Below are 12,858 nucleotides of genomic sequence, written 5' to 3'. Positions count from 1 at the left end.
CGCCTCAGACCGGCGCGGCGGCATCCATCGCACGGGCCATGGCGACGAACTCCGCCACCGATACCGTCTCCGCACGCCGCGACGGATCGACGCCGACCGTGGCCATCGCGGCATCCGCGCCGGACACGCCCTTCAGGCTCTGGCGCAGCATCTTGCGACGCTGGCCGAAGGCGGCCGCCGTCAGCCGCTCCAGCACCGCCAGCCGGACACCGTCGGGCGCAGGCGTCGGGGTCAGGTGGACGACGGCCGACATGACCTTGGGCGGCGGGGTGAAGGCGGAGCGGTGGACCGGCATCGCGATCCGCGCGGTCGAGCGCCACTGCGCCAGCACCGCGAGCCGCCCATAGGCGGACGATCCCGGTGCGGCGACGATCCGGTCCGCCACCTCTCGCTGGAACATCAAAGTCAGCGATCGCCACCAGGGCTCGGGCGACCAATCCGCCGACAGCCACCCGATCAGCAACGCGGTGCCGACATTATAGGGCAGGTTGGACGCGATATGCGGCCGCTCCGCGAACAGCGACGGCGCGTCGATCGCCAGCGCGTCGCCCTCGATCAGGCGCAGCTTGCCTGGATAGGCCTCGCCCAGTTCCTCGAGCGCGGGGATGCAGCGATGGTCGCGCTCGATCGCGGTCACCTGCGCGCCCGCGGCGAGCAGCGCGCGGGTGAGGCCGCCAGGGCCGGGGCCGACCTCCAGCACCGCGCGATCGGCGAGCGGACCGGGCACCGCGGCGATACGGCCGAGCAGTTGCCCGTCGAACAGGAAGTTCTGGCCGAGCGCCTTGGAGGCGGAGAGACCATGGCGCGCGATCACCTCGCGCAAGGGGGGCAGGCCGGCGGTCACGCGCGCTCCGCCGCCCGGCGTCCGGCGGCCAGGCCGGCCATGGCGATGGCGGCGATCATCGCGCCGGCCACAGCCCGGTCCTGTCCGGCGATGCCGAAGGCGGTGCCATGGTCGGGCGAGGTCCGCACCACCGGCAGGCCAAGCGTGATGTTGACGCCGTCGTCGAAGAACAGGGTCTTGATCGGCACCAATGCCTGGTCGTGATAGCCGCACAGCGCCGCGTCGTAGCGTTCGCGCGCGCGCGGATGGAACAGGGTGTCGGCGGCATGCGGGCCGGTGACGTCGATCCCCTCCGACCGGAGCCGGGCAATGGTCGGCTCCATCACCTCGATCTCCTCCCGCCCGATCGCGCCGCTCTCGCCGGCATGGGGGTTGAGCCCGGCCAGGACCAGGCGCGGGGCGGCGATGCCAAAGTCGCGGCGCAGGCCTGCTGCGGTCACTCGGACGCTGGCGGCGATCCGCTCGGACGTCAGCAGCGCCGGCACCGCGGACAGCGGTACGTGCGTGGTCATCGGCACGACGCGCAGGCCGGGTCCGGCCAGCATCATCACCGTTTCGTCGGTGTCCAGGCCACAGCGGTCGGTGACGAATTCGGTCTGCCCCGGATAGCGGAAGCCGACCGCATAGAGCTGCGCCTTGGAAACGGGCGCGGTGACCAGCGCGCCGGCCCGGCCCGCCAGCACGAGCGCCATCGCCTGCTCCAGGCTGTCGAGCGCGACCTGCGCGCCGGCGAGGTCGGGCTCGCCGGGCCGGATTTCGCCCGTGCCCCGGACCGGCAGGACGGGGAGGCCAGCGGCGAAGGCATCCGCCGCCTCGGCCGGATCGGCGATCTCCACGACCGGCCCGGCCCACACCGCCGCGAGCGCCCGCGGATCACCGATCGCGAAGAACGGCGGCAGCGCCCGCCCGGTCCGCGCGTCCCAGGCCTTGGCGACGATCTCCGGGCCGACGCCGGCCGGGTCGCCGAGCGATACCGCGAGCGGCGTCATCGGATCAGCGATACTCGACCACCGCGTCGCGACGCAGGTCGCGCAGCTTCTGCTGGGCGCGCAGGTTGACGCGCTGCTGCTGGAGCTGGTTCTGGATCTGGTCGGACGAGGGAAGCTGGCCCGATTGCGGATCGTCGCGGCCGCACAGCACCAGCGCCCGCACGCCCGACTCGGCCGAGCCGAAGGGTGGCGTCGCCTGGCCGATCTGGAGCTGGAGCATGATGTCGGCGAGCTGCGGCGGCAGGTCGCGGATGCGGACCGTGTCGTTGTCGACCACTTCCGCCCCCACGCCGCTGGCGATTTTGGCGACGGTGCCACAGCCCTGGATCTTCTTCAGCCCCTCGGCGAAGGCGGCGGCGCGCTGCGTCGCCTGGGCCTGGGTGGTGCCGGCGGGGAAGTGCACGGTGAGCTGCTTCAGGCTGAGTCGCGCGTCGCGGGGGTCGGCGGTCAGCACCTGGCGCTTGTCGGTGAGATACAGGATGGAGAATCCGCCCGGGATCGGGATCGGTCCGGCGACCTGGCCGACCTGCATCTGCTGCGCGGCGCTGGCCAGTTCGGCGGGCAGCACCGCGGCGCGTACCCAGCCCAGGTCGCCGCCGACCGAACGGGTCGAGGCTTCGGAATATTGCCGGGCAAAGAAGTCGAAGGGCTGCTGCGCCTTCTGGATCTCGCCGATGATCCCCTTGGCGCGTTCCGCGACCTGGGCGGCATTGGCGTCGTTGGCGGCCAGGAAAATCTCGCGGAGATTGTATTCTTCCGTGCCCTTGGCCGCTTCCAGCCGGTCGAGGATGCCCTTCACCTCCTGGTCGCCGATATTGACGAAGGGCTCGACCTTGCGGCGCAGATAGCGCTGCCAGGCCAGCTCGCCCTCGATCTGCCGCTTGAGCGAGCGGTCCGACGACCCGTTTTGGCGCAGATAGTCGGACATCTGCTGCGGCGTGCGGTTGAAGTTGCGCGCAACGCGATTGTAGCTCTGGGTGATCTCGTCGGGCGTGATGGTGATCTCGGCGGATTTGGCCTCCTGGATCTCCAGCGTCTCGTCGATCAACTGGCGCAGCACTTGCAGCTTCAGCCGGTCGCGATCCGCCTGGCTGACCTGGCCGCCATTGTTCGCCGCCAGCACGAGCGCCACGCGCTGGTCCACGTCGGTGCCGGTGATCACCGTGTCGTTGACGATCGCGGTGGGCTTACGGACGTTGGGGTCGAACTTGCCGAAGATCTGCGAATCGGCCGGGATGTTCAGGCCGGTGTCGGCGCCCGGCGCTTCCTGCACGGTTTGGGCGACCGCACCTGCCGCAACGGCGGCCAGCGCGACCATTCCCAGCATCCGGCCGCTGCGTGCAGCCCAACGACGATTCTGCTTCACGTGTTCGATCCGTCCCCACTCGGCCGCAACGCCGGCCGGAACGGCGACGGCTAGTGCAGGCTAACTGAACCCGCGCTTAGCGGCCGAGGTTGGTGAACGCCAGCGTCAAGAGGAAGTTGTTGCCCTGGCGCGCGTCGCCGATCTGGCGATAGTCGCGCCGCCAGGTTGCGCCCAGCCGCAGGCAGTCGTCCTGATATTCGATGCCCAGCCGGTGGCGGATCGGGCTGAACCCGTCCGCCACGCCCAGCGGATCCTCGTCGCGGTTGGTCAGGTCGACGATCGCCGAGCCGAAGGCGGACCAGAAGCGCGCGAACTGCACGCGGCCGGCGACGCGCACCTCCTCGCGATCGCGCAGGTCCTCGACCGAGGTGATGTTGCGGTTGAGCTTGAGATAGCCGACCAGCGCATAGGTGCTGCGCGAACCGACCGTGGCGTCCACCTCGTTGCGGCGGACGGTCAGATCGTCCTTGTCCAGGCGATAGCGATGGACGATCGAGACGAAGTCGCGGAACCGCAGTTCGGTGCGACCGACGATGTCCGACCAGCGATCCGACAGGCCGGTTCCGTCAGGCAGGATGCTGGGTCGCGCCGACAGGCGATAGCTCTGCCCGACCACCGCATCCAGGCTGAATCCGGGCAGGCTCAGGCCGTATTCCGCGCCATAGGTCGCGCGCGTGCTGTCCTCGAACCGGTCGTAGCCGGGGAAGCGGTTGAGCGCGAACAGGTTGGAATCGTCCAGGTCGACCGCGCGGGAGTCCTCGTTCGGGATGGCGAAGTTCTTGATGCGTGGTGCGGCGACGATCTGGAAGCGTGGCGTCACCCGCTGCGTCCCCGCGCCGATGCTGCCGACGAAGGGCCAGCGCATGTCGACCGCCACCGCGCCGATCGCGCGGGTCTGGAACCCCTCGGTCCCGCGATAGGCGATCTGCGTCGTCGCCAGGACGTCATTCGCGTTATAGGCGTCGCCGCGCGCGAAGGCGGTGAAGGTCAGTTCCTGGCCCCAGTTGGTCAGCCGACGAAGGTCCCAGCGCAGGCTTGCGAAGGCGCGCTGCGTGTCCTGACCGGCGGTGCGGGTCAGCGCCAGGCTGTTGAGTTGCAGCTCGACATTGCCGCCGGCGAAGCCGTCGGCGAAGCGGCGGCGATAATCGATCTCGGGCAGCGCGATCGGTTGCAGGCCCTGGCGGTCGTTGACGCGCAGCGTCTGCACCGCCCAGCCGGTCACCGCGAAGTAGCTGTTGGTATCGATGCGCTGGAGCGAGGCGGTGTTGCGCAGCCGGTCGTCGCGCGAAATGTCGTAGCGGCGCAGGAAGGTGCGGTCGGTGGTGACGCGCAGCGATCCGCTCAGGCTCCATTCGGGGGTGAACTGGTACCGCGCGACACCGTCCAGATAGCCGCGGAACGCCATGCTGGTATCGGTCGGGTCGATGGTGTTCAGGTCGTCGCTGCGCCGGCTTTCGGTCGCGTAGCCGCGCAGCCGGAACGCCCCCGTTTCGCTCAACTGCTGGTATTCGACATCCGCCATCGGCAGCACGCTGGAATAGACGTGCGGCGTCAGCGTCAGCCCGCGATTGGGCGCGAGCCGGAAATAATAGGGCAGGGCGACCTCGACCCCGTTGACCCGGCTGTACTGGATGTTGGGGCTCAGCAGGCCGCTGTCGCTGCCGCCGCCGACGGGATTGGAGAATTGCGGCAGCGGGATCGAGGGCAGGCCGAACAGGTGGAGCTGCGCGCCCTGGTAATAGATGCGCTCGCGACTGGGGCGATAGACGACGCGGACGGCGGTGATCTTCCAACTCGGCTCCTTCGGGCAGCCTTGCGCATTGGTGACCGAGCAGGGCGTATACGCCGCCTGCTCGAGCTCGATCACGCCATTCGGTTCGCGCGTCCCGCGCACCGCCGCCAGCCGGCCGCCCTGGTTGAGCACGACCAGCATGTTGTCGACCATCCCGTCCTTCAGCGAGTCCGTCAGTTCGATGCTGTCGCCATAGGCGGTGTCGCCTTCCTCGCCGACGATGGCCACGTCGCCGGTCGCCACGACCTTGCCGGTCTTGCGGTTCCACACGACCTTGTCGGCGCGCAGGCGGCCGTCGCTGCGGAACATGCGGACGTCGCCGGTCGCGGTCACCACGTCCGTGTTTGTGTCATATTCCAGCGCGTTGGCGCTGAACTTCACCTGCTCGTCACTGGCCGGCGGGGCCGCCGCGGGCGGCGGCGGCGGCACGATAGGGGTCTGGAGATCCTGGGCCGCGGCGGGCAGCGCCAGCACGATCCCCAGGGCGCAGCCGGCAAGAAGGCTGATACGCGACAAACAACTTCCCCTTTTGGCGCACGCGGTTCGACCGCCCTGATCCCGCCAGGCGATCGGGCTTCCGTCCGCCTATCGCACCCTTGTGCAAGCCGCAACGCTTGCCAGCGGCGACATGCGGCTTAGATGCAGGGGAATAGTCAACGAGGTTTTCCCTATGCAGATCAGTTTCGCCCCCGGCGCCGCAGACGCCGCGCTGCTCGTTCTCCCGGTCGAGAAGGACGGGGTGGCGCGCATCGGCTGGGGGCAGCTTGGCGAGGGCGCGGCATCGGTCGCTGCGGCGGCGGCCGCCGCGCACCGCTTCGTCGGCGAGGCGGGCGCCAGCGTCGAGCTGTTCGTGCCGGCGGCTGCGGGCGTGCGGCGTGTGCTGCTGCTCGGCGTCGGCGCGGGCGCGGACAAGGACTGGACCAAGGCGGGCGGCGCGCTGACCGCCAAGCTGCTGACCACCGCCACCGAGGCGGTGGTGGACTTCTCCGCGCTTCCCACCGCGCCCAGCGCCCAGGCCGTGGCGCGTCTGGCGGGCGCGGCGGCGCAGCGCGCCTGGCGGCACGACATCTATCGCACCACCCTGCCCGAAGCGCAGAAGCCGACGCTCGCCAAGCTGGTGCTGGCCGCCGCGCCGACCGGCGCCGACGAGGCCTGGCAAGTGCAGGAGGCGGTGACCAACGGCCTGGAGTTGACCCGCACGCTGGTCGCCGAGCCACCCAACATCGTCTATCCGGAAAGCTTCGTCGAGCGCGTCCGCCGCTCGGTCGAGGGCCTGGGCCTCGAGATCACGGTGCTGGGCGAGGACGAGATGCGCTCGCTCGGCATGGGGGCGCTGCTTGGCGTCAGCCAGGGCTCGGTGCGCGACGCGCGCATTCTGGCGCTGCGGTGGAACGGCAAGGGCGCGGGCGATCCGGACCTGGCGTTCGTCGGCAAGGGCGTGACCTTCGACACCGGCGGCATCTCGCTCAAGCCGGGTGCCGGCATGGAGGACATGAAGTGGGACATGGGCGGCGCCGGCGCGGTGGTCGGCGCGATGAAGGCGATCGCCGGGCGCAAGGCCAAGGCGAACGTCGTCGGCGTCTGCGGGCTGGTCGAGAACATGCCCGACGGCAACGCACAGCGCCCCGGTGACGTCGTCACCTCGATGTCGGGCCAGACGATCGAGGTCATCAATACCGATGCCGAGGGACGGCTGGTCCTCGCCGACGTCATCACCTGGACCCAGAAGACCTTCCGCCCCAAGACGATCGTCGATCTGGCGACGCTGACCGGCGCGATGATCGTCAGCCTGGGCAATGAATATGGCGGCCTGTTCGCCAATGACGACGCGCTTGCCGACGCGCTGCTGGCGGCGGGCGTCGCGACCGACGACAAATTGTGGCGCTTTCCGCTGTCGGACACCTACAACAAGCTGATCGACAGCCCGATCGCCGACATGAAGAATGTCGGTCCGCGCGGCGCCGGGTCGATCACCGCGGCGCAGTTCATCCAGCGCTTCGTCGACAAGGATGTGCGCTGGGCGCATCTCGACATCGCCGGCATGGTCTGGTCCGACAAGCCGGGTGCGACTTGGGACAAGGGCGCGACCGGTTATGGCGTGAAGCTGCTCGATCGGTTCGTCGCCGACCGGTTCGAGGATTGATCCAGGGCGGCGGGCCGGGTCGCCGGCCTGCCGCCACCCTGGACGGATCAGCCACGATGCAGGTCGATTTCTACCACCTCACCGCCACGCCGCTGGAGCGCGCGCTGCCGCAGATCGCCGAGCGGGTGTTGGCGGGCGGCGGGCGGCTGCTGATCGTCGCGGCGTCGGACGAGCAGCGTCGGCATCTCGACCGCTGGCTGTGGAGCTATGCGCCCGACAGCTTCCTGCCCCATGCCGCCGCCGGGGAGGGGGACGAGGCCGAACAGCCGGTGCTGCTCGCCCCGCAGGTCGAGCCGGCGAACGGCGCGCGTTTCGTCGCGATCGTTGACGGCGAGTGGCGTGATGCCGCGCTGGCATTCGACCGCGCCTTCCACTTCTTCGACGACGATCGGATCCGCGAGGCACGGTTGGCCTGGAAGGGGCTGGCCGATCGCGAAGGGGTCGAGCGGCGGTACTGGAAACAGAACGACGCCGGCCGCTGGGAACAGGCGGCCTAGGGGGTCGCGGGCGACGGTGGTTGCCAATCCTGCCGCCCGCGACTAGGGCGGCGCCACTTTCCACCTTGCCAAGCAGGAGCCCGTGACCGTCATGGCCGCGAACCGTACCTTTTCGATCATCAAGCCCGATGCCACCCGCCGCAACCTGACCGGCGCGGTCACCAAGATGCTGGAAGAGGCCGGTCTGCGCGTCGTCGCCTCCAAGCGGATTCAGATGACCCGCGAGCAGGCCGAGGGCTTCTATGCGGTCCACAAGGAGCGCCCCTTCTTCAACGACCTGGTGTCGTTCATGATTTCCGGTCCGGTGGTGGTGCAGGTGCTGGAGGGAGAGAACGCCATGCAGCGCAACCGCGACATCATGGGCGCGACCAACCCGGCCAACGCCGAGCCGGGCACGATCCGCAAGGAGCTGGCCGAATCGATCGAGGCGAACACCGTCCACGGGTCGGACTCGGACGAGAATGCGGCTATCGAGATCGCCTATTTCTTCAAGCCGGAAGAGATCGTCGGCTGATGCGCTGGCGGCTGCGGCGAGCGGAGGCGGCGGATGCGCCGGCCGTGTCGCTCGTCGCGGCCGCAAGCTTTTTGGAGACCTTCGCCGGCATCCTGTCGGGCGCGGATATCGTCGCCCATGTCGGCATGAAGAGCGCGCCCGACCGGTTCGCCGCCTGGATCGCCGATCCCGCGAGCCGCGTAACGCTGGCGACGCATCCCGATGGCGACGCGGCCGTCGGATACAGCCTGCTCACCACGCCGGAGGATGTCGGCGCGGTGCGGCCCGGCGACATCGAACTTCGCCGGATCTACACCTTGTCGCTGGCCCGGGGCACCGGGCTGGGCGCGGCGCTGATGGACCGGGCGATCGCCGATGCGCGCGCGATGGGGCAGGACCGGATGCTGCTCGGGGTCCTGGCGACGAACCGGCGCGCCTGCGCCTTCTACGAGCGGCAGGGTTTCGCCATTGTCGGCGAGCGCCGCTTCCTGGTCGGGTCGACCTGGCACGACGATCGGGTCTATGGCCGGGCGATCTGACCCTGGCCCGCGCCGTCACCGGCTTTTCGGCAGCCAGCCCAGATCCTTGCGCTTCTCCCGCGGAGGACGACCGGCCAGCTTGGTCAGCGCGGCGCGATCCAGGATCGTGATCCGCTCACGGTCGCGTTGGATCAGCAGCTTGTCTTCCAGCAACCGCATCATCCGGTTCACATGGACGTTGGTTAGTCCCAAGAGGTCGCCGATATGCTCCTGCGTCAGCCGCAACTGGAAGCTGTCATTGTGCACCTCGCCCAGCCGGGTCAGTCGCTTGGCGATGTCAAGCAGGAAGGCGGCGAGCTGCGCCTCGGCCGAGGTTCGGCCCATCTGCGCGAGCTGGTCCATCAGCGCCAGCCGTTCGGCCTGGACGCTGAGCAGGAACAGCGCGCCGAGCCGGGGGCGCGCATCGATCAGCGCGCCAAACTGAGCCAGCGGAACATGGCGGATCACCACCGGGGTGATCGAGGACAGCGTCTCGACCGCGGTGTCGCTGCACATGCTCGGCGTACCCAACAGGTCGCCAGGAAGATGGACCTTCAAGATCTGGCGGCTGCCGCTGGGCAGGATGTGCGACGCCATCGCCCAGCCTTTCTCCAGCATGTAGAAACCTGAAGCGACTTCGCCCTCGCGCCGGATCTCCCGCAGGCGATCGAGACGGATGACAGGGCCTCCCAGTCCCTGAACCGCCTCCACCTCCTCCGGGGTCAGCGATGTAAAATCCTCCAGGCGGTTCAACGAACTTTTCTCACTCACTTGCCCCTTAACATCGTTTCGCTAGCCTATCGCGGCAGGCGCGCCAAGCATTTGGCATGCAGCAAACTTTTGGGTCGCCTATAGTAAAAATGCGATGAGCCGTGCGGATCGGCTGGAGCGCGGTCCGGCGAACCGCGTTGGTGCGCTAGGGCGTTAGTGGTAATTCAACGCAAAGGCTCCAGATAGGGCGCGATGAGCCGTTTGATCTCCCGGCTGCGGCAGCTGCGCGCATCGGACAGCACGATTGCCGCGCATGTGCGCGAGACCCTGGTCGAGTCGCTCTACGCCTCGCCGCAATCGCTGGTCATCGGCGCGCTAACCAGCAGCGCGATCACGATGACGGTGGCGGCGATAAGCGGCGACGGCCTGATGCTGGGCGTGGCGCTGACCATCGCGGCGGTGGCGGGCGTCCGCATCGTCGACGTGCTGCGCACACCGGCCGCCCCCGCGCCATCGGGCGACCGGCCGCGCCATCAGGAGCTGATCTACCGCGCCGGGGCACTCAGCTATTCGGCGCTGCTCGGCCTTTTCGGTCTCCTGACCCTCACCCGGACCGTGGATGGCGTGCTGCAACTGCTCGCGGTCACCACCACGATCGGCTATGCCGCCGGCATCGCCGGGCGCAATGCGGGGCGACCGTGGATCGCGCTGTCGCAGCTCTGCTTCGCCTCGCTGCCCCTGGTGGCGGGGCTGCTCTGGTCACTGATGCCGCTCAAGGCGCTGCTCGCGGGCGTCATCCTGCTGTTCATCGTGGCGATGATGGACATCACGCTCCAGACCTATGGCGTGATCCTTAAGGCGACGGTGGGCGCGATCGAGAAGGCGGCGTTGGCCGAGCATCATGCCGCGATCGCGCGGCGCGACGACCTGACCGGCGTGGCCAATCGCACGGCGTTCCGCGAACGCTTCGAGGCGCGGCTGGAGGCGGTCTCGCGCGGCGAGGGGATGCTGGCGCTGCTTTGGCTCGACCTCGACCGGTTCAAGGAGATCAACGACTCCTTCGGGCATCTGGCCGGCAACGACCTGCTCGCCGCCGTCGCGCGCCGTTTGAACGAGGCGTTTGGCGACCGCGACATTGTCGCCCGGCTGGGCGGCGACGAATTCGCCCTGGTCTGCACGATCCGGGACGAAGCCGAGGTGGCGGCGATCGGCGCGCGCATCCTCGAGCTGGTCGCGCTGCCGGTCGCGCATGACGGCGCGCCGCTCAAGGTCAGCGCCTCGCTGGGCGTGGCGATCGCGCCCAAGGACGGCACCGATCCGGACCGGCTGCTGAAGAACGCTGACCTCGCCCTATACCGCGCCAAGGATGGCGGTCGCGGCGAGATGCGGATCTTCGAGCCGCGCATGGACGAGAAGATCGAGCGGGAGCGCGAGCTGGCGTCGGAAATGAAGGGCGCGCTGGAGCGGGGCGAGTTCCATCTCGCGGTTCAGCCGATCTTCGATCTGGCGGGGGAGCGGATCACGGCGGGCGAGGTGCTGCTGCGCTGGACCAACCGCCGCTACGGCCCCGTCTCGCCGGCCGAATTCATCCCGATCGCCGAGGATAATGGCCTGATCGTCGCGATCGGCGGCTGGGTGATCCGCGAGGCGTGCCGCGTCGGCCGGGACTGGGGCGACGTCACCATCGCGGTCAATCTATCGCCGATCCAGCTTCGCTCGGCCGAACTTCCGTCGGTGATCCTGGGCGCGCTGGCGTCGAGCGGTCTGTGTCCCGAGCGGCTGGAGCTGGAAGTGACCGAGACGGTCCTGCTCAACGATATCGAAGCGTCGCTCACGGCGCTGGACGCGATCAACCGCCTGAAGGTCCGCACCACGTTGGACGATTTCGGCACCGGCTATTCGTCCCTCAGCTATCTGACCCGGTTCCCGTTCCAGACGCTCAAGATCGATCGCTCGTTCGTCACCGACCTGGAGCGCAATCCCGCCTCGGTCGCGATCGTCCAGACGATCATCGACTTGGCGCAGAAACTGGGCATGCGCACCACCGTCGAGGGCGTCGAGACGCAGGCGCAGCTCGACCAATTGCGGCGGACGCGGTGCGATTCGGTGCAGGGGTTCCTGCTCGGCCATCCGCTGCCCGTCGACCAGTTCGGTGCGCTGTTTCGCGAGCGGAGCCTGCGCCCCGCCTGACCACCGGAGCACGTCCGGGCGGGCGCCGGAACGCCCGCCCGGACGCTTCATGCCGGCTTATCCGGCGGCCGGACCGGATAGCCGGGTCTGCGCCCGCACCAATCGTTGCATCAGCTTGAGGTCGGTGTCGCTCAGCCGCAGCGCCGCATCGGCCCAGAGGTCGACCACCGCCTCCAGCTCCGCCAGCGGCAGCGGATTGACCGAGCGCGACGCCTCGTAGATCGCGCAATGGCCGCTGTGGCGCCGGCGGTTGAGGCGGATATACGCCTCCACCTCGGCGCGTCCCTCGCCGGGCGCCGCCAGGCCATGGACGATGCCCAAGTCGTACAGCTCATCTGCACTGTACATGCGCCCGCTGAGGATCATTTGCTCGGCCCGCGCCGCGCCCAGCCGCCGCGACAGGAAGCAGTGCGCTCCCATGCCGGGAAACAAGCCGAACGCCGTCTCGGGCAGGCCGAAGCGTGCGCCACGCTCGGCGATGACGACGTTGAACGAGAGTAGCGCCTCGAACCCGCCGCCCAGCGCATCACCCTGCACCAGCCCGATCGTGATGATCGGCCGCTCCAGGCTCATCATGTTGCGATGGAGGATTCGAACGCAGGCGCGGCCATAATCGACCAGCGCGGCGCGGTCGCCCGAGCGGATCTTGGCGGCGAACAGATCGAGATCGCCGCCCAGCGAGAACACGCCCGGATGGCGCGAGCCGAGCACCAGATAGCGGATCGGCATGTCCTCCGAACGCATCGCTTCCACGATGTCCTGCTGCCACAGGCCGAATTCGGTCAGCAGGCGCGGATTGAAGCTCGGCCGTTCACGGGCGCGCATGAAGGTCCAGAGCGTGTCGAGCGCGGAATCAAACGCCACGTCCAATTCGGCATAGGCGAAGGGCCGGTGCCCGTCGGGTCGGGAAAGCAGGGGATGGTGGCGGGCAAGGTGACGATCGGCCGGAACCACGGATGGAAATTCGGCGGTCATGGTGACTTCCTTCTGTACTCGCAGCAAGTTGCTGCGAAGAAAGGATAGTTTGCTTGGGCGGACGGGCGCGACGTGGAATCGGGACCGGCGTGCGATTGTCGCTGGTCAACGACATCGGGCGGATGGCCCCGTTAGACGGCAATCCGGGATATCCGCCCTTGCCGGGGATCGTCGGGACACGACCGGACAAACGCATTAGGCGTCCGCGCTTGTGCAACGTCAAGGCCTATGGCCAATAAGAACAATGCCTTATGGCGTGTACAATGCGAGGCTCCCGCCTTCGGGTTGCCACGGTCCGCGGGCGGAGGCCTGATCAGGCATGAAGGAGCCGAGGATGCCG

11 protein-coding genes are annotated in these 12,858 nt (G+C 68.8%); 5 read left to right on the top strand and 6 right to left on the bottom strand.

The window, feature by feature from the left end; genetic code table 11:
• Positions 1–4: 4 nt before the first annotated feature.
• The 4 genes from rsmA to GGQ96_RS12745 all read right to left on the bottom strand — a co-directional run bounded on the left by rsmA (position 5) and on the right by GGQ96_RS12745 (position 5,507).
• Positions 5–844, bottom strand: a complete 840-nt coding sequence (rsmA, locus tag GGQ96_RS12760; protein WP_343059041.1) for a 16S rRNA (adenine(1518)-N(6)/adenine(1519)-N(6))-dimethyltransferase RsmA — start codon at positions 842–844, stop codon at positions 5–7.
• Complete coding sequence (pdxA, locus tag GGQ96_RS12755; protein WP_184115331.1) at positions 841–1,833, bottom strand: 4-hydroxythreonine-4-phosphate dehydrogenase PdxA; 993 nt, start codon at positions 1,831–1,833, stop codon at positions 841–843. The genes rsmA and pdxA overlap by 4 nt, the downstream gene beginning before the upstream one ends.
• Before the next feature lie 4 nt (positions 1,834–1,837).
• Positions 1,838–3,160, bottom strand: a complete 1,323-nt coding sequence (locus tag GGQ96_RS12750; RefSeq protein WP_184115754.1) for a peptidylprolyl isomerase — start codon at positions 3,158–3,160, stop codon at positions 1,838–1,840.
• A 115-nt stretch (positions 3,161–3,275) separates the two neighbouring features.
• On the bottom strand, positions 3,276–5,507 hold the full coding sequence (locus tag GGQ96_RS12745; protein ID WP_184115329.1) for an LPS-assembly protein LptD: 2,232 nt from the start codon (positions 5,505–5,507) through the stop codon (positions 3,276–3,278).
• 154 nt (positions 5,508–5,661) lie between these two features.
• On the opposite strand from GGQ96_RS12745, the gene GGQ96_RS12740 reads away from it, so the two are divergent.
• The 4 genes from GGQ96_RS12740 (at position 5,662) to GGQ96_RS12725 (ending at position 8,663) form a co-directional block, all read left to right on the top strand.
• A complete protein-coding gene (locus GGQ96_RS12740) occupies positions 5,662–7,134 on the top strand; it encodes a leucyl aminopeptidase (protein ID WP_184115327.1) in 1,473 nt (490 codons plus the stop codon).
• A gap of 56 nt (positions 7,135–7,190) precedes the next feature.
• Positions 7,191–7,631, top strand: a complete 441-nt coding sequence (locus GGQ96_RS12735; protein WP_184115325.1) for a DNA polymerase III subunit chi — start codon at positions 7,191–7,193, stop codon at positions 7,629–7,631.
• Positions 7,632–7,722: 91 nt separating this feature from the next.
• Positions 7,723–8,145: a nucleoside-diphosphate kinase gene (ndk, locus tag GGQ96_RS12730; RefSeq protein ID WP_125993787.1), complete on the top strand. Its 423-nt coding sequence runs from the start codon at positions 7,723–7,725 to the stop codon at positions 8,143–8,145.
• Positions 8,145–8,663 carry a GNAT family N-acetyltransferase gene (locus GGQ96_RS12725; protein ID WP_184115324.1) on the top strand — a complete coding sequence of 173 codons (519 nt, stop codon included), beginning with the start codon at positions 8,145–8,147 and terminating at the stop codon, positions 8,661–8,663. Before ndk ends, GGQ96_RS12725 begins: the two co-directional genes overlap by 1 nt.
• A gap of 15 nt (positions 8,664–8,678) precedes the next feature.
• Here the strand turns inward: GGQ96_RS12725 and GGQ96_RS12720 are convergent, their stop codons facing one another.
• Positions 8,679–9,413 carry a helix-turn-helix domain-containing protein gene (locus tag GGQ96_RS12720; RefSeq protein WP_184115322.1) on the bottom strand — a complete coding sequence of 245 codons (735 nt, stop codon included), beginning with the start codon at positions 9,411–9,413 and terminating at the stop codon, positions 8,679–8,681.
• A 192-nt stretch (positions 9,414–9,605) separates the two neighbouring features.
• Here GGQ96_RS12720 and GGQ96_RS12715 point away from each other — a divergent pair, with 192 nt between their 5' ends.
• Entirely contained in the window at positions 9,606–11,543 is a 1,938-nt protein-coding gene (locus GGQ96_RS12715) for a putative bifunctional diguanylate cyclase/phosphodiesterase (protein ID WP_184115320.1), read from the top strand.
• A 57-nt stretch (positions 11,544–11,600) separates the two neighbouring features.
• Here the strand turns inward: GGQ96_RS12715 and GGQ96_RS12710 are convergent, their stop codons facing one another.
• A complete protein-coding gene (locus GGQ96_RS12710; RefSeq protein WP_184115318.1) occupies positions 11,601–12,518 on the bottom strand; it encodes a crotonase/enoyl-CoA hydratase family protein in 918 nt (305 codons plus the stop codon).
• Between the last annotated feature and the right edge of the window lie 340 nt (positions 12,519–12,858).

Source organism: Sphingomonas abaci (assembly GCF_014199625.1).
Classification (GTDB): domain Bacteria; phylum Pseudomonadota; class Alphaproteobacteria; order Sphingomonadales; family Sphingomonadaceae; genus Sphingomonas; species Sphingomonas abaci.
Note: the sequence above shows the minus strand (reverse complement) of the source record. Positions and strands in the feature narration are given on the sequence as shown.

What these genes read in the sequence shown, in the direction of transcription:
- pdxA (WP_184115331.1), bottom strand. Translation starts at nt 1,833, where the DNA reads ATGACGCCGCTCGCGGTATCGCTCGGCGACCCGGCCGGCGTCGGCCCG.
- GGQ96_RS12750 (WP_184115754.1), bottom strand. Translation starts at nt 3,160, where the DNA reads ATGCTGGGAATGGTCGCGCTGGCCGCCGTTGCGGCAGGTGCGGTCGCC.
- GGQ96_RS12740 (WP_184115327.1), top strand. Translation starts at nt 5,662, where the DNA reads ATGCAGATCAGTTTCGCCCCCGGCGCCGCAGACGCCGCGCTGCTCGTT.
- GGQ96_RS12735 (WP_184115325.1), top strand. Translation starts at nt 7,191, where the DNA reads ATGCAGGTCGATTTCTACCACCTCACCGCCACGCCGCTGGAGCGCGCG.
- ndk (WP_125993787.1), top strand. Translation starts at nt 7,723, where the DNA reads ATGGCCGCGAACCGTACCTTTTCGATCATCAAGCCCGATGCCACCCGC.
- GGQ96_RS12725 (WP_184115324.1), top strand. Translation starts at nt 8,145, where the DNA reads ATGCGCTGGCGGCTGCGGCGAGCGGAGGCGGCGGATGCGCCGGCCGTG.
- GGQ96_RS12715 (WP_184115320.1), top strand. Translation starts at nt 9,606, where the DNA reads ATGAGCCGTTTGATCTCCCGGCTGCGGCAGCTGCGCGCATCGGACAGC.
- GGQ96_RS12710 (WP_184115318.1), bottom strand. Translation starts at nt 12,518, where the DNA reads ATGACCGCCGAATTTCCATCCGTGGTTCCGGCCGATCGTCACCTTGCC.